Origin of the sequence: Salinisphaera japonica YTM-1 (genome assembly GCF_003788585.1) — a bacterium.
GTDB lineage: Bacteria > Pseudomonadota > Gammaproteobacteria > Nevskiales > Salinisphaeraceae > Salinisphaera > Salinisphaera japonica.
Genome location: NZ_AYKG01000001.1, coordinates 132602 through 146264 on the forward strand (window position 1 = coordinate 132602; position 13663 = coordinate 146264).

At 61.4% G+C, this 13663-nt stretch carries 18 protein-coding genes and 1 tRNA gene; 4 read left to right on the forward strand and 15 right to left on the reverse strand.

Annotation, left to right across the window (positions count from 1 at the left end):
• Nucleotides 1-168: 168 nt before the first annotated feature.
• Nucleotides 169-681, forward strand: a complete 513-nt coding sequence (locus SAJA_RS00630; RefSeq protein ID WP_123656719.1) for a DUF6231 family protein — start codon at nucleotides 169-171, stop codon at nucleotides 679-681.
• Here the strand turns inward: SAJA_RS00630 and gluQRS are convergent.
• The 11 genes from gluQRS to SAJA_RS00685 all read right to left on the reverse strand — a co-directional run bounded on the left by gluQRS (nucleotide 629) and on the right by SAJA_RS00685 (nucleotide 8533).
• Complete coding sequence (gluQRS, locus tag SAJA_RS00635; RefSeq protein WP_123656720.1) at nucleotides 629-1597, reverse strand: tRNA glutamyl-Q(34) synthetase GluQRS; 969 nt, start codon at nucleotides 1595-1597, stop codon at nucleotides 629-631. The genes SAJA_RS00630 and gluQRS overlap by 53 nt on opposite strands.
• Nucleotides 1597-2421: a c-type cytochrome biogenesis protein CcmI gene (gene ccmI, locus SAJA_RS00640; protein WP_123656721.1), complete on the reverse strand. Its 825-nt coding sequence runs from the start codon at nucleotides 2419-2421 to the stop codon at nucleotides 1597-1599. Before ccmI ends, gluQRS begins: the two co-directional genes overlap by 1 nt.
• Nucleotides 2418-2915 carry a cytochrome c-type biogenesis protein gene (locus tag SAJA_RS00645; protein ID WP_245963184.1) on the reverse strand — a complete coding sequence of 166 codons (498 nt, stop codon included), beginning with the start codon at nucleotides 2913-2915 and terminating at the stop codon, nucleotides 2418-2420. The genes ccmI and SAJA_RS00645 overlap by 4 nt, the downstream gene beginning before the upstream one ends.
• Nucleotides 2912-3451, reverse strand: coding sequence for a DsbE family thiol:disulfide interchange protein (locus SAJA_RS00650; protein WP_245963185.1), 540 nt, complete (start codon nucleotides 3449-3451; stop codon nucleotides 2912-2914). The genes SAJA_RS00645 and SAJA_RS00650 overlap by 4 nt, the downstream gene beginning before the upstream one ends.
• Nucleotides 3451-5433, reverse strand: a complete 1983-nt coding sequence (locus tag SAJA_RS00655; RefSeq protein ID WP_123656722.1) for a heme lyase CcmF/NrfE family subunit — start codon at nucleotides 5431-5433, stop codon at nucleotides 3451-3453. The genes SAJA_RS00650 and SAJA_RS00655 overlap by 1 nt, the downstream gene beginning before the upstream one ends.
• Nucleotides 5430-5894, reverse strand: a complete 465-nt coding sequence (gene ccmE / locus SAJA_RS00660; protein ID WP_123656723.1) for a cytochrome c maturation protein CcmE — start codon at nucleotides 5892-5894, stop codon at nucleotides 5430-5432. Before ccmE ends, SAJA_RS00655 begins: the two co-directional genes overlap by 4 nt.
• The gene (ccmD, locus tag SAJA_RS00665; protein WP_123656724.1) at nucleotides 5887-6051 is read right to left on the reverse strand and encodes a heme exporter protein CcmD; all 165 of its coding nucleotides are present in this window, start codon (nucleotides 6049-6051) and stop codon (nucleotides 5887-5889) included. The genes ccmE and ccmD overlap by 8 nt, the downstream gene beginning before the upstream one ends.
• On the reverse strand, nucleotides 6044-6793 hold the full coding sequence (locus SAJA_RS00670) for a heme ABC transporter permease CcmC (RefSeq protein WP_123656843.1): 750 nt from the start codon (nucleotides 6791-6793) through the stop codon (nucleotides 6044-6046). The genes ccmD and SAJA_RS00670 overlap by 8 nt, the downstream gene beginning before the upstream one ends.
• Nucleotides 6794-6983: 190 nt before the next feature.
• Nucleotides 6984-7655: a heme exporter protein CcmB gene (gene ccmB, locus SAJA_RS00675; protein WP_123656844.1), complete on the reverse strand. Its 672-nt coding sequence runs from the start codon at nucleotides 7653-7655 to the stop codon at nucleotides 6984-6986.
• Complete coding sequence (gene ccmA / locus SAJA_RS00680) at nucleotides 7655-8263, reverse strand: heme ABC exporter ATP-binding protein CcmA (RefSeq protein ID WP_123656725.1); 609 nt, start codon at nucleotides 8261-8263, stop codon at nucleotides 7655-7657. Before ccmA ends, ccmB begins: the two co-directional genes overlap by 1 nt.
• Before the next feature lie 18 nt (nucleotides 8264-8281).
• Nucleotides 8282-8533, reverse strand: coding sequence for a light-harvesting protein (locus SAJA_RS00685; RefSeq protein ID WP_123656845.1), 252 nt, complete (start codon nucleotides 8531-8533; stop codon nucleotides 8282-8284).
• An 804-nt stretch (nucleotides 8534-9337) separates the two neighbouring features.
• Here SAJA_RS00685 and SAJA_RS00690 point away from each other — a divergent pair.
• From SAJA_RS00690 to SAJA_RS15080, 3 genes are all read left to right on the forward strand, one after another.
• Nucleotides 9338-9733, forward strand: a complete 396-nt coding sequence (locus tag SAJA_RS00690) for a hypothetical protein (RefSeq protein ID WP_123656726.1) — start codon at nucleotides 9338-9340, stop codon at nucleotides 9731-9733.
• Nucleotides 9718-9891 carry a hypothetical protein gene (locus SAJA_RS15075; protein WP_184999682.1) on the forward strand — a complete coding sequence of 58 codons (174 nt, stop codon included), beginning with the start codon at nucleotides 9718-9720 and terminating at the stop codon, nucleotides 9889-9891. Before SAJA_RS00690 ends, SAJA_RS15075 begins: the two co-directional genes overlap by 16 nt.
• A gap of 307 nt (nucleotides 9892-10198) precedes the next feature.
• Entirely contained in the window at nucleotides 10199-10339 is a 141-nt protein-coding gene (locus SAJA_RS15080; RefSeq protein ID WP_184999683.1) for a hypothetical protein, read from the forward strand.
• 173 nt (nucleotides 10340-10512) lie between these two features.
• Here SAJA_RS15080 and SAJA_RS00695 read toward each other — a convergent pair.
• The 4 genes from SAJA_RS00695 to pheT all read right to left on the reverse strand — a co-directional run bounded on the left by SAJA_RS00695 (nucleotide 10513) and on the right by pheT (nucleotide 13657).
• Nucleotides 10513-10589: transfer RNA gene (locus SAJA_RS00695), tRNA-Pro, on the reverse strand.
• Nucleotides 10590-10631: 42 nt separating this feature from the next.
• Nucleotides 10632-10988, reverse strand: a complete 357-nt coding sequence (locus tag SAJA_RS00700) for a MerR family transcriptional regulator (protein WP_123656727.1) — start codon at nucleotides 10986-10988, stop codon at nucleotides 10632-10634.
• Nucleotides 10972-11316, reverse strand: coding sequence for an integration host factor subunit alpha (locus SAJA_RS00705; RefSeq protein ID WP_123656728.1), 345 nt, complete (start codon nucleotides 11314-11316; stop codon nucleotides 10972-10974). Before SAJA_RS00705 ends, SAJA_RS00700 begins: the two co-directional genes overlap by 17 nt.
• On the reverse strand, nucleotides 11273-13657 hold the full coding sequence (gene pheT / locus SAJA_RS00710; RefSeq protein WP_123656729.1) for a phenylalanine--tRNA ligase subunit beta: 2385 nt from the start codon (nucleotides 13655-13657) through the stop codon (nucleotides 11273-11275). The genes SAJA_RS00705 and pheT overlap by 44 nt, the downstream gene beginning before the upstream one ends.
• Between the last annotated feature and the right edge of the window lie 6 nt (nucleotides 13658-13663).

Consider the following 13663-nt stretch of genomic DNA (forward strand, 5'->3'; position numbering starts at 1 on the left):
GTTGAACCGCAAGGCCCGGCTTCTTCGGAAGCCGGGCTTTTTTTTGCCTGTCGTTCGTGAATACGATGAGCGCATGATCGTGACGGCCGTGGGCGGCAATATACGATAAGCCGGTTATCGCAGGCCGACGGCCTGTATCGGCTTTCATATCTCTAGCAGGAGTTTTCAATGGCCTTACCCGACGATGTGAAAGCGCTCGTCGAGGCGACTATGGCGCGCGTCGGCGATGATGGCCGCGTGCTGATCGTTCGACCCGAAGGCCACGCCGAACTCTCGATGCCAGGTCAGGCAGACATCGATACGCTAGAACTCACGGATCGCTTCGATCGTGCGACCAATCTGGTTTTCCAGCGTCGTTATCGTCTGGCCGTGGTCATTGATGCACCCGGTATCATTGGCGGTGTGGCCACGCGGCAGATGCTGGCCTATCTGCGCAATGTCGGCGCGCACGGCGTGCTCGCCGTTTTTCCACGATCACCGACAGCGACTCGCGAGCCGGATACCGAGTGGTCCGTATCGGATTTTCTCGGCCTGGGTTTCAGGCGCGCCGAGCAGGCCAAGACCCTGGCCAGCAATTATTGGGTGTATCGCTACAACATCTACGATTACAAGATCACGCCGGACTGGCTCAATTCCCGTTATTGGGCCAATCCGGAACAGTGGGATCGGGAGCGCTGGTAGGCATTCCGCCGACCGGATTTCGATTGATCGTCGGGTAAGTGGGAATACGGCTCACGTCCCAGTGTGCTGCAGCCTGCGCGACCATGGCAGAAACGCCGCCCGGTCCAGTATCGGATACTTCAGACTGTCCCAACAGCCCGAGACAGGCTTTAACGAGCGCGCGAGGATCTTGTCCGGTCAACGACAAAGCGCCTGACCGCTTGCCCAGCTTTTCGTTGTGGTCATCCACGACCACCGGGGTGTGTAGATAGGCCGTCATCGGCAGCTCCAGACAAGTCTGTAGATAGCGCTGGCGCGGCGAAGAAGACAGCAGGTCGGCTCCGCGCACGACTTCTGTCACGCCTTGCGCGGCATCGTCCACGACCGTGGCCAACTGATACGCCGTGATCCCATCGGCCCGGCGAATGACGAAATCCCCCACCTCGCCGGCCAAATGTTGGGCTACACGCCCCTGAATTCGATCATCCACAGCGATGGTCTCTTCGGGAACTCGCAGACGGATGGAACGAGCTGACCGTCCGCGTGGCAGGCCATGACGACAGGTACCGGGATAAATCGGGCCTTCCGGGCCGATCCGCCCCGCCTGCGCTTCTCGTCGTGTACAGCCACAGGGAAATGCATGACCGCGTGCAACCAACGCATCGATCGCGTCACGATAAGCGGCTGACCGCTCGGACTGATACATGATCGGCCCGTCCGGCACGAGCCCGAAAGCCATCAATTGATCGAGAATACGACGATCCGCGCCGGCGACGACCCGCGGCGTGTCCAGATCGTCGATTCGTAACAGCCAGCGCCCGTCGACGGCTTTGGCGTTGCAGTAACTGGCCAACGCCGCCACAAGAGACCCGAAATGCAGATCGCCTGTCGGCGATGGCGCGAAACGCCCAACGACCGCCGCGCCCGGTGTCTTCATCACAACGACGGTAGCTCTCCGGCCAGCGCGCGGCGCCGGGCTTGAACCATGTCGCGGACATCGGCGGGCACATCCAGCGCCAGCAGACGATCCCATAAAGCCAGCGCCTGCGTATCGTCACCGGCTTGGGCCGCACGCAGCCCGCAAAACCAAAGCGCTGCAATATTGTCCGAGTCCTGCGCCAGTGCCCGCTCGAACAGAGATCCGGCTCGGCCATTTATCGGCGCACCGGCTTTCAGGCGTGCCCGGGCCTCGGCGACCAGAAGATCGGGTACCGGCACCGTCGCCCGTGCATTGATATAAGCCAGCTGATCGGCTGCCTTGGAAAACGCCCCGCGTGATTCATAAACTCTTATCAGCATGAGACGTGCGCCGCGGTCATTCGGATGCGCCTCGACTTGCTGGGCCAGCTCGGCGACCAGTGCATCGATGTTCGGCCTGTCTGATCGCGCGATCGCGTCGTAATTGCCCAGCCAGTAATAGCCCAGGGTGCCTGATGCTGTTACAAGCACCAGCGCCAGTGCGCTGGCAAGCCACGGGCGCTGTGTTTTTAGCGACAGGTTGCCCACTGTCGATGTCGTGTCTACGTCGGCGACGAGTCGTGTCCCGAGTGCTTCTTTTTCGCGCCCGGCGTTCGAGGCGTCGAGTCGTCCGGCCGCGACGTCGGCATCGATTTCCCGAACGCGTTGACGATACGCATCGATATTGGTTTCGCGACGTCTTAAACCGCCCTGTTCGCCCCCAGCCCCCCGCCACAGCGGCACGACCGCCAGCCCGGCACACAGCGTGATCATGGCGACAGCGATGACAACGAAGCCGATCACCGGCCGCGCTCCTGCTCGCGCGCTCGATCCTCGGCGAGAATTCGCGCGAGCTTGTCCGTGTCAGCGCCTGTATCAGTTGATGACGTGGCTGGTGCGGCCGATATCGGTCGTCGGCGCATCGTCATCACCACGATTAATAATCCGATGGCCAAGAGCATAAACGGCCCGCCCCACAGCAACACGGTGGATGTCTGAATCGGCGGATCATAAAGAATCCAGTCGCCGTAGCGCACCACCAGATAATGCTTGATCTCGGCGTTCGTCTGCCCGGCCTGAATCCGGCGTCGCACGACGTCTCGCAGGTCGGCCGCCAGTGGGGCATCGGACTCGGCGATGCTGCGATTCTGGCAGACCACGCAACGCAGCTCGGCGATCAGGCTGTGGTAGCGCGTTTGCGTGGCCTGATCGACTGTATCCATATCGCCGGCCGTTGCCACGTGCGTGCTGCCGAATGCCAGCACGAGTGCAATGAGCAGAAAACGTACGGCGTTCACGAGGCCGCCTGGCCGCGCAGGCGACGAATCAACGGCATCAAGCGCTCGCGTCTGATCTCGGCGGTGACCGGGCCCACGATCTTGTCCTGAATCTGCCCGTCGGGGCCCACGACGAAGGTCTCGGGCACGCCGGAAATTCCCCAGTCGATTCCGGTCGTACCGTCCCCATCGAAGGCGATCAAGGCATAGGGATTACCAAACCGACGCAGCCAATTGGTCGCCTCGTCGCGCCTGTCCTTGTAGTCGATGCCGATCACCGGCACGCCGGTTTGCTGGGCCAGATGGGCAAGCTCGCTCACCTCACTACGACAAGCCACACACCAGCTGGCCCACACGTTGACCAGACCGACGCGCCCATCGAGCGCGGATAGGCGTACCTGACGCTCAGGTTCAACCAGGCTCGGCAGGTCAATCGCCGGTGCCGGGTGGCCCTGAAATGCAGATGGCAGCGTATGTGGGTCGCGCGTCAGTCCGTAGCCCAGCAGCCCGATCAGGGCAACAAGCACGACAATCGGCACGACGACACGCAGACGCACTATGCGCGTGCCTTATCGCGCGCGGGTTGCGGCCCGAGCGATGCCACGGCCGGGCTGGCGCGCTTGCCTCGGCGCCGCCAATAACGCTTGTCAGACAAGGCCAGCAACCCGCCGAGAGCGGCGAAAAATCCGCCGGCCCAGATCCAGCGCACGAACGGCCGGTTGTAGATTCGTACCGACCAGGCGCTGCCGTCCAGCCGCTCGCCGAGCGAGACATACAGATCGCCGAATAGCCCGGCATCGATCCCGGACTCTGTCATCTGCTGGCCGCTTTGATCATAGCGTCGCTTGGCCGGATGAATCGTGGCGATCCGTCGATCAGCATCGTAGATATCGAAGGTCGCCCGGCGCGCCTGATAGTTGGGCCCGGGCACAGCGTCGACGCCGCGAAAGACAAACACATGCCCGGCATATTGCACTGTCTCGTCGGGGGCCATGCGCGCATCGCGTTCTCCGCCGTAACCGCTGACCAGGCTCACCCCAATCACGAATATGCCCACGCCGATATGGGCCAGCGCCATGCCGATGATCTGGCGCGATAGCATCCAACGCGAACCACGGGTGCGGCGCCAGAGTTCTTCCAGCGCGGTAACGATCGCCCAGAGGCCAAGTACACAGCCGGCGACGGCCCCGAGGGCATGCACACCGACAGTCAGTCCGAGCAGCCCGACGCCAGCCACGATCGCAATGATCGCCGGCCCCCACAAACGAGAGATGAGTACCTCGGCACGCGTGCGCTTCCAGGCCATGGCGGCACCCACGCCGATCAAAACGACTAGTGGCAAGGTCAGCGGCACGAACACCTTGTTGAAATAAGGCGGCCCAACCGATAACCGGCCGAGCCCCAGCCCATCCGCAAGAATCGGATAGAGCGTGCCGATCAATACCGCGGCGGCGGCCACGACGAGAAACAGATTGTTCAGCAGCAACAAGCCTTCTCGCGATAACGGCGAGACCGGCTCGGCACCGGCCGTGAACTTTGGCGCGCGCACGGCATACAGCAGCAACGAGCCGCCCACCACAACAGCGAAAAAAGCCAGGATATAGATCCCGCGGCTCGGGTCGGTGGCAAACGCATGCACTGAAACCAGCACGCCCGAGCGCACTAGAAACGTACCCAGAAGCGACAGCGCGAAGGCCGTGATCGCCAGCAGCACCGTCCACGACTGAAAAATACCGCGTTTCTCGGTCACCGCCAGCGAATGGATCAGGGCAGTGCCGACAAGCCAGGGCATGAACGAGGCGTTTTCAACCGGATCCCAGAACCACCAGCCACCCCAGCCCAGCTCGTGGTAGGCCCACCAGCTGCCAAGCGTGATGCCCAGCGTAAGAAACACCCAGGCAGCCAGCGTCCAGGGCCGGGCCCAACGTGTCCAGGCCGTATCCACCCGGCCATGAATCAACGCAGTAATTGCAAAAGCAAAGGCGACACAGAAGCCGACATAGCCCATATAGAGCATCGGCGGATGAAAAACCAGGCCTGGATCCTGCAACAGCGGATTGAGATCACGGCCCTGGCCGGGGGCGGGAAACTGACGCGCAAACGGGTTGGAGGTCGCCAGCGTGAACAACAAGAACCCCGCGCTCACCAGCCCCATGACGGCCAGCACGCTCGCAGCCACATCGCGCGGCAATGTACGGCTGGCACACACCACCGCGACCGACCAGAGCGCCAGTTCCACCATCCACAGCAGCAACGAGCCCTCATGGGCGCCCCATACCGCACCGAGCCGATAGAACCAGGGCAGGTTCGTGTTCGAGTTGTCAGCGACATACGTCACCGAAAAATCGTTGACATAGAACGACCACGCCAACGCGGCAAATGCGAGAGCAAGCATGAAACACTGCCCGAGCGCTGCGGGCCCGGCGACCTGTCGATAAGCCGGGCGGTTGGCGGCAATGCCGTAGATCGGCCACAGCGATTGGATCAGCGCCATCGCCAGCGCCAAGATCAGCGCCAGACGTCCCAGCTCGGGGATCATCGAGATGCCTGCATGTTCGCCGGCATGCAGGCATCGGACGTGCCGGCGTTCAAGGCCCGTGCCGTATCCGGCGACATATAGGTCGAATCGTGCTTGGCAAGGATCCGATCGGCCACGAACGCGCCGCGCCCATCGAGTTTGCCGTAGGCGATCACGCCCTGGCCTTCCCGAAACAGATCCGGCAGCGTACCGCGATAGCGCACGGGCACGGTGGCGTGGCAGTCAGAGATCGCGAAATGCACGGACAAGCCGTTGCCCGGTCGTTCGACCGAGCCGGTTGCAACCAGCCCGCCGACGCGAAAGCGTGTATTGATCGGCACGTTGCCGGCCGCGATCGCACTGGGCTCGTGGAAATAGAGCATGTCCTGCTTGAACGCCGTGAGCATCAAGGCACAGGCCCCGCTCAGGCCCACCAAAAGACACGTCACGAGTAACAGGCGACGCCGACGGGTTCTAGTCATCAATGAATGCCCCACGTCGTATACGCCGCTTCAGCCCGCGGTGATACCAGACCGGCAGCACGACGTTGAGTGTGATCACTGCAGCCGCAATACCGTAGGCGCTCCAGACATAGCTGGCATAACCGCCCATGGCCCAGAACGAAGCCCAATCAGCCATGTGCGATTCTTTTCATCACCCATCGGCTACGCCGCTCGCGCCAGAGCAGTTGCACGCGCATCCCCCAAAGCGTGAGCCAGCCGAATAGACAAGTGAAACCCAACGCCCCGGCCAGCAGAGGCCAGAGCATATCGGCATCCATATTCGAGCCACCGGTCAAACCGAGCGTCGCGCCCTGGTGCAGTGTGGTCCACCAGACAACCGAATAATGAATGATCGGCACATTGATGACCCCGACGATCGAAAGCAGCGCGCAGGCACGCCCCGCAGCGCGCGGCGAAGCGATCGACCGATGCAGCGCGATGACCCCGAGATACAGAAACAGCAGGATAAGTTCGGATGTCAGACGCGCATCCCATACCCAATAAGTGCCCCAGGTCGGCTCGCCCCAGATCGCGCCCGTCACCAATGCCAGAAAAGTGAACGATGCCCCCACGGGCGCGGCGGCCGCGATGAATATCTCGGCCAGCTTAAGCCGCCATACCAGGGCAACGACGCCAGCCACAGCCATCGCGGTATAGCCGAAAAGCGACAGCCAGGCACTGGGCACATGGATATAGAGAATACGAAACACATCCCCCTGCTGATAATCCGGCGGCACGTATACCAGCCCGGCAATCACGGCATAAGCAATACAGATGACAGCAGGCACGGCCAGCCAGATCGCCCAGCGTGCGCTGGCATCGTAGAAATACGGCGACGAGCCGAGACGGTGGAACCGCTGTTTGACGCCCTTGTCCATCGTTAACGAAACCACCGTCTTTTCATCATGGCCCAGCCGTACGTGCATGTGGATATCACAACCGGATAACGCCAATCACGCGTGCCCGATCGCGTCGCCAGGCCACATGATTCGGAGCGCAACCTGCCCACTCGGGCTGGCTTATGGATGGATCGGCTGCATGGCGTTGACCCCACAAGCATTGAACAAATCATGCATCGAAGCCGATACGCAAGGCCGCGGCGATCGCCCAGGGGCCAAGCGTGATCGCCAGCACACAAAGCGCTGCCATGACGTACACCGCTCCCGCATAGGGCAACCCGACGATCGCGCCGCGGATCACGCCGGAGCCGAAGATCAGCACCGGCACGTACAACGGAAACACCAGCAGACCGAGCAGGAGCCCGGCCCGCGGCAACCTCAGCGTCAATGCTGCAGCGATTGCGCCGATAAAGACAAGCGTTGGCGTGCCCAATCCCAGCGTGAGCATCATCACGGGCAACACATCAAGCGGCACCCCCAGCATCAACATGAGTACCGGGCCAGCCACAACAAATAGCGCACCGCTGGCCAGCCAGTGGGCGATCATCTTGGCCAGCGCGATCACGGCCAATGGTTCACTCGACAATAGATATTGCGCGAGCGTGCCGTCCTCGTGATCGGTTTGAAACAACCCGTTCAACGACAGGAGTACAGAAAGCAGCACGCCCATCCAGAGTACGGCAGGCGCGACCGCGAGTAGAACCGCCTGATCGGTATTGGTGCCCAGCGGAAAGAGCGCCACGACCAGCACGAAGAACAACAGCTGATGCACTAGCACGCCCCGCTGGCGCCCCGCGATCGCCAGATCACGTCTGAAAACGGCCCAGAACACACGCCCCATCAGTCGAGCGCCACGCACCGGGTATCGCAAAGTGCCATACCCTCGTGGGTCGTGTAGATAATCACCGCACCGGCACCCGCGAGCTGCGCGATTCGCTCTGCCGTATGTGTACGGGCGCTCTTATCGAGCGCGGCCACCGGCTCATCCAGCAGCCAGACTTTCGGAGCGGCGAGCCACAGCCTGGCCAGCGTGACGCGACGTTTCTGGCCCGCTGACAAGGTGTGCGTCGGTTGATGTGCCAGTCGATCCAGTCCAAGCCTCTCCAGCGTGTCCACGATCTTGGCTTCATCGACCCGGCCCGCCTGGCGCGACAGGCGTAATAAAAGCGCCAAGTTCTCGACCGGACTCAGCACCTGCGACAACGCGTTTTCGTGCGCGATCAGCGCAAGTGGTGGCGCGGGCTCGTTCTCGTCCACGCGCCAGTTGATCGTGCCGGACAGGGGCGATAACAAGCCTGCCAGCGTTCGCAGCAACGTGGATTTCCCCGCGCCGTTGTCACCCACGATGCGCACGATATCACCGTCATCGGCAACGAAATCGACCGGAGGAAAGAGCGCCCGCTCATCCCGCCCGCAACGAAGTCCGGAAACAGCCAACCGATACGTCATGGACGGCTCGCTTTCGAGTCAGACAGCAACCGGACTCCCGACTTGCTGATGATTCTGCATGGCGACGTCAGCAACGCTTGCCTGCATCATATCCAGCGATGCCGAGGCTTCAAGGCTTAGCCATGTCCAAGGCCGCCATTGCCAAAGGGCGATGTGCACGACAATCGCGAAGATCACGAAAACAAGAAAACTGATCACGAATATTCGTCGAGCGGAATGCGCTTCAGCCTCGCTGAGGCTGGAAAGCGAGCGCTTTTTTTTTGTATCCATCGCGATCTCCGTCACCAAGAACCGCAGCCTTCACCGCCTGATGTGGCACAAGCACGCTATCCATAAGCGACTAAGAAACCGTGTATCTCCGCCCAGAATCGCCGGCGCGTCAGACTACTCGGTTGTCAGCATCCGCGGCCTTGTGCCGCCACTTCGTATCGAAGGCCGGTAACCCGGTTGGATGGCCTCATAATGCCTCATGAGCCGCCACAATCGCCGGCCAAACCGCTCGATGCTGACAAGCGGCGCCGGAAAATCAGCATGGGCCAGGCCCGGGTCAGGCATGGAGCCCACGGCGATCGATGCACAGCACTTCATGCCGATCATGTCACCACTTCAGACATGCTCTCTATGACAAAACCTGCTCGGCGTGACGTCATACGCACGGGAGTCGCCGAGACGGGCAGTATTGGGAACATAGTCCCGATGGATCATGAAAGCATCGACGGCATGGGGCTGTACTAGGGCGCTGTTAAAGCGCAGAGCCCGGTCGATATCGGCCAGCCTACGAATTGGGCTGCATTTTTATTATGCAGGCCTTGCTAGACCGTGGAGGATATTGGTCGGGGTTACAGGATTTGAACCTGTGACCTTCTGCACCCCATGCCGAGGGTTATTTGGCAGTTAAATATCTGAATATACTGCAATATTAGCATATTAAAGGGCGTATATATCGCTTCATTCAAGGCCAATATATTCAACGACTTAGGATTAGGTTTTGCGCCGCTCGAACGAGCGGTTGCGTGCGATCGCGCACTGAGTTTCGTACAGTGAAGTCGCCGTATCTAGCAGCATAAAGTCGCTATGAATATCCGAGACGCCCTGGCCGCGGGCACTATCGCTCTGACACTTTCGGGATGCGCTACGTGGGTGAACCCGCAGTACCAGACCGACGCTAACGCCGCCCGGCATTTCAAAATCGACAAGGGGCGGTGCAAGATGGCCGCGGCCGGGTCACGGCCGTTTCCGATTCAATCCACCCCTCCCTCGTCGCAGACAACCACGTATCAGGGCCAGACCTACGACTGGACGGGCAACAACACCGGCAGCTACTCAGGCACGTCTCGCACTGCGAATAGCAATGCATTCGGTAATGGGGTGGCCAGCGGGTTCAACACGTCCAGCTCTATCATGGCCGCTGGCGCACAGCGTGATATCTACGAGGGCTGCTTGATGAATCTCGGATGGCACAAGAAGTGAGCCGTTTCTTGTACGCGCCGCTCTCGCTCTGGCGTTCGCGTCACGGGAAATCCCTGACGCTCGTGGGCTGCTCGCTCGCATGTCTTTTTACAGGGCATGTGCTGCTGTTCGAGCTGCTGCTTGTGATCGCCCTATACGCTTATGGGCTTGAGCTTTGAGGCGTGAGCACCACGTCGTGATATCGGCGATTGAATCGCTCATATAGCGATTCGCGAATGTCGTCGATTTTCTGCAGCCGTTGGCTTTTGGCTTTATCGGATAACTGCGACTTGTCGATATCCGTCGCCTGAGGGCCTACACGTCGAGCAACAGAAAACCGGCACTCGCCTAGCCATATCGATCGATGAGGAACTGCGCGCGGGAATCGATGCGACAAAGGACGGCCGCGACTGCCCGTTCATCATTCATCGCATGCCGCGCCGCGTAAAGTCGCGCGACGAATGGCACGCCGATCGCCAGCACGTTATGCAAGTATTCGTCGACCAGCTCAGTCGTAACTTCCGCAAGGCGCGCGAGAAATCGGGCTTCTACACGAACTCGAACAACCCGCCGTCGCTCTACGAGATCAAGAGCCTGGGCGGTGCGCGCTATCGCTCGATGGGTTAGGAACGCGAACAGATCAAACAGCTATACGGCCATGAAGACATGGACATAACCGAGCTGTATCTGGGCGACCATGGGGCACCTTGGGCCCCGGTAAGTGCCGGGTAGTTTTGCGAAACTATTGCGAAGTCTTGCTCCGGTGTATCGTGCAAGCATCGCTAAGTCATTGAAAACAATGGTCGGGGTTACAGGATTTGAACCTGTGACCTTCTGCACCCCATGCAGACGCGCTACCAAGCTGCGCCAAACCCCGACGAGATGCGTAGTCTACCAAAAGACGGGCGGCGCCACACGCTCATTCTTCGAGTTTTTGCAGTATTGATTCCAGCTCGGTGCGAATATCGGCAAGTGGCGATGTCGAGGCCACGATAGCCGTCGGTGTCGCCCCCTCGGTCAGCTGTGCCCGAGCGCCGGCTATGGTGAAACCCATATCGTAGAGCAAGTGCCGGATACGGCGCGCCGTATGAATATCGTGCGTTCGGTAATAGCGCCGGTTACCGCGGCGTTTGACCGGCGAGAGCGCGGCGAACTCCTGCTCCCAGTAGCGCAGGACATGCGGTTTTACACCACAAAGCGCGCTGGCTTCACCGATCGGGAAGTACCGCTTGTCGGGTACTGCAGGAAGCGCATCGGTCTCAGTCGCTGACGACAACCCGGGACTCGACTCGCGTGCGCATCTTCTGACCCGGTTTGAAGCTGACCACTCGGCGCGCAGAGATCGGGATCTCCTCCCCGGTCTTGGGGTTACGCCCGGGCCGCTGACCCTTGTCACGCAGTTCAAAGTTGCCGAAACCGGAGAGTTTGACGTAGTCCCCGGCTTCCAGCGTCTGTCGCATTTCCTCGAAGAACTGATCGACGAATTCCTTGGACTCACGCTTATTGAATCCGAGCTCTTCGGCAAGGCCTTCGGTCAAATCGGCTTTGGTCAGCGCCACGTCACATCCCCCTGAGTTGCGCTCCTGTCTCGTTGCGCAGTGCATCGATGATCGCGGTCGTTATCCCCTCGACCGCGTCGTCATCCAATGTGCTCGTGTCGCTCTGGAAAATCAAGCTCAGGGCGATACTTTTTTCTCCTTGATCAAGGCCTTGGCCGCGAAACACATCGAACACGTCGACCGAACGCAAAAGCGGCGATTCCAAGCCGCGGATGACCTGGATCAACCGGCCAACGGGAATATCTTCGGCCACGACCAACGCCAGATCACGGCGCACGCCAGGCTGATCGGAGGGTTGGACAAAACGCGTCGCCGTTTCGTTCATCAACGCACCGGCCTCGATTTCGAAAAGATAAGCCAGTTCCAAACCCTTGTAACGCCGCGCGAATGTCGGTGCGAGTTGGCCGATCCAGCCCACAGCACGCGCGCCGATATAGATCCGGGCCGAGCGGCCAGGGTGAAGCCCCGGATGCGGTTCTGCCACAAAGCCAAGCTGGCCAGAACGAGCGCCAAGCAGGGCTTCGACGTCACCGCGCACGTCGAAGAAATCGACCCGGCGCGACGGTGTATCCCAATGGGTGGGCACCGCGCTACCGGCCGCCAGGCCCGCGATCATGGGGGTCTGTCGATAGCCGTTATCGGCGTTTTTGTCCGGCACGAACGACAGCCCGTGCTCGTAGAGACGAATCCGTGACTGCTGGCGGCGTGCGTTATACGCCCAGGCCTCGACAAGCCCGGCCCACAGCGTGCGCCGCATGACCGTCATTTGATCCGATATCGGGTTGTCGAGCACGCCGACAGCCGCATTGCCTGTCAGGGCATCGTGCAGGTCCGGAGCAACGAAGCTGTATGTAATAGCTTCGTTATAGCCACGCTGTCGCAGAACGTCCGTGATATCGGCTTCACGCGTAGCGGTGTCTGCCGAGGATACGGCCGGTAGCGACACGCCCTGCTGCTCGGCTTCAAGCCGGTCGTAGCCGTAGACGCGCGCGATTTCCTCGATCAAGTCGGCCTCGATCGCGAGGTCATAGCGCCAGCTTGGCGGTGCGACCTGCCATTGCCCGGCACCGGCATGGACGAACTCACAGCCCACGCCGGCCAAAACGCGCTCGATGGTGGCATCGTCCATCGTCTGGCCGATCAGGCGCGCGACGCGTGTCGCGGCCAACTTGATACGACGCGCGTCGATACCGATCGGCTCGCCGAGCGCCGTGGCGATCGGGCCACAAACTGCGCCGCTGATACGCTCGAGCAGACCGCTGGCCCGCTGCAGCGCGGCTTCATGCAGCGCGGGATCCACACCACGCTCGAAACGATGCAGTGAGTCGGTATGAATCTTGTAGCGCCGGCCACGCCCGGCCACGGCCGAGGGCCGGAAACAGGCCGACTCGAAGACCACGCGCGTGGTCTGCCCGGACACCGCCGTGCGCTGCCCGCCGATCATGCCCGCAATCGCCGCCGGCCCTTCGTCGTCGGCAATCACCAGCGTATCGCCGTCCAGCGTGACCGTTTCACCGTCGAGCGTGACGATCTGCTCGCCGGACTGCGACAACCGTACCTGCAAAGCGCCCACCAGCCGGTCGGCATCGAAGGCGTGCATCGGCTGGCCCAGCTCCAGCATCACGTAATTGCCGATATCCACGGGCAGGTTGATCGCCCGGATGCCGGCACGGCGCAACCGCTCGCTCATCCAGAGCGGCGTCGCGGCCTGCGGGGCAACCGACTCGACAAGACGCGCGGAATAGGCCGCACAGTGCGCCGGCGCCTGGATCGTGACCGTCGGCGCGGCTTCCAGCGCGTCAGCGACAGGTGTGATGACCGGCGCTACGAGCGCACAGTCCAGGCCCAGGGCCACTTCACGCGCCACGCCGCGCATCGACAGACAATCGCCGCGATTGGGCGTGAGATCAACGTCCAGCACCTGATCCGGCAAACCCAGCCAATCGGCAAGTGACGCGCCGATCGGCGCATCGTCCGGCAATAACCAGAGACCATCGGTGTCCTGAGCCGCGCCGAGCTCGCCTGCACTGCAAAGCATGCCGTTGGAGGCCACGCCACGCAGCTTGGCGGCTTTGATCTTCATGCCACTGGGCATGACCGTACCGACCGTGGCCACGGGCACGCGCACACCGGCGGCCACATTGGGCGCGCCGCAGACGATCTGGGCGGGCTCGTCGCTCGTGCTCACCTGACAGACCTTGAGCTTGTCGGCATCGGGGTGCGGCTCACAGGCCATGACTTCGCCAATGACAACACCGGTGACCGCCCCGCCGACCGGCTCAATCGTATCGACCTCGAGGCCCAGCATCGTGATCCGCTCGGCGATGGTGTTGATATCGACGGTCGTCTCGACCCATTCGCGCAGCCAGTGTTCGCTGATCTTCACGCGGCC

Excerpts from the sequence above, each read along its gene's own strand:
- ccmA (WP_123656725.1), bottom strand. The coding sequence starts at position 8,263 with ATGACGTATCGGTTGGCTGTTTCCGGACTTCGTTGCGGGCGGGATGAG.
- SAJA_RS00630 (WP_123656719.1), top strand. The coding sequence starts at position 169 with ATGGCCTTACCCGACGATGTGAAAGCGCTCGTCGAGGCGACTATGGCG.
- SAJA_RS00670 (WP_123656843.1), bottom strand. The coding sequence starts at position 6,793 with ATGGACAAGGGCGTCAAACAGCGGTTCCACCGTCTCGGCTCGTCGCCG.
- ccmE (WP_123656723.1), bottom strand. The coding sequence starts at position 5,894 with ATGACTAGAACCCGTCGGCGTCGCCTGTTACTCGTGACGTGTCTTTTG.
- SAJA_RS15075 (WP_184999682.1), top strand. The coding sequence starts at position 9,718 with ATGGCACAAGAAGTGAGCCGTTTCTTGTACGCGCCGCTCTCGCTCTGG.
- SAJA_RS00705 (WP_123656728.1), bottom strand. The coding sequence starts at position 11,316 with ATGCACTGCGCAACGAGACAGGAGCGCAACTCAGGGGGATGTGACGTG.
- ccmB (WP_123656844.1), bottom strand. The coding sequence starts at position 7,655 with ATGGGGCGTGTGTTCTGGGCCGTTTTCAGACGTGATCTGGCGATCGCG.
- gluQRS (WP_123656720.1), bottom strand. The coding sequence starts at position 1,597 with ATGAAGACACCGGGCGCGGCGGTCGTTGGGCGTTTCGCGCCATCGCCG.
- SAJA_RS15080 (WP_184999683.1), top strand. The coding sequence starts at position 10,199 with ATGCAAGTATTCGTCGACCAGCTCAGTCGTAACTTCCGCAAGGCGCGC.
- SAJA_RS00690 (WP_123656726.1), top strand. The coding sequence starts at position 9,338 with ATGAATATCCGAGACGCCCTGGCCGCGGGCACTATCGCTCTGACACTT.
- SAJA_RS00685 (WP_123656845.1), bottom strand. The coding sequence starts at position 8,533 with ATGGATACAAAAAAAAAGCGCTCGCTTTCCAGCCTCAGCGAGGCTGAA.
- ccmD (WP_123656724.1), bottom strand. The coding sequence starts at position 6,051 with ATGGCTGATTGGGCTTCGTTCTGGGCCATGGGCGGTTATGCCAGCTAT.
- SAJA_RS00655 (WP_123656722.1), bottom strand. The coding sequence starts at position 5,433 with ATGATCCCCGAGCTGGGACGTCTGGCGCTGATCTTGGCGCTGGCGATG.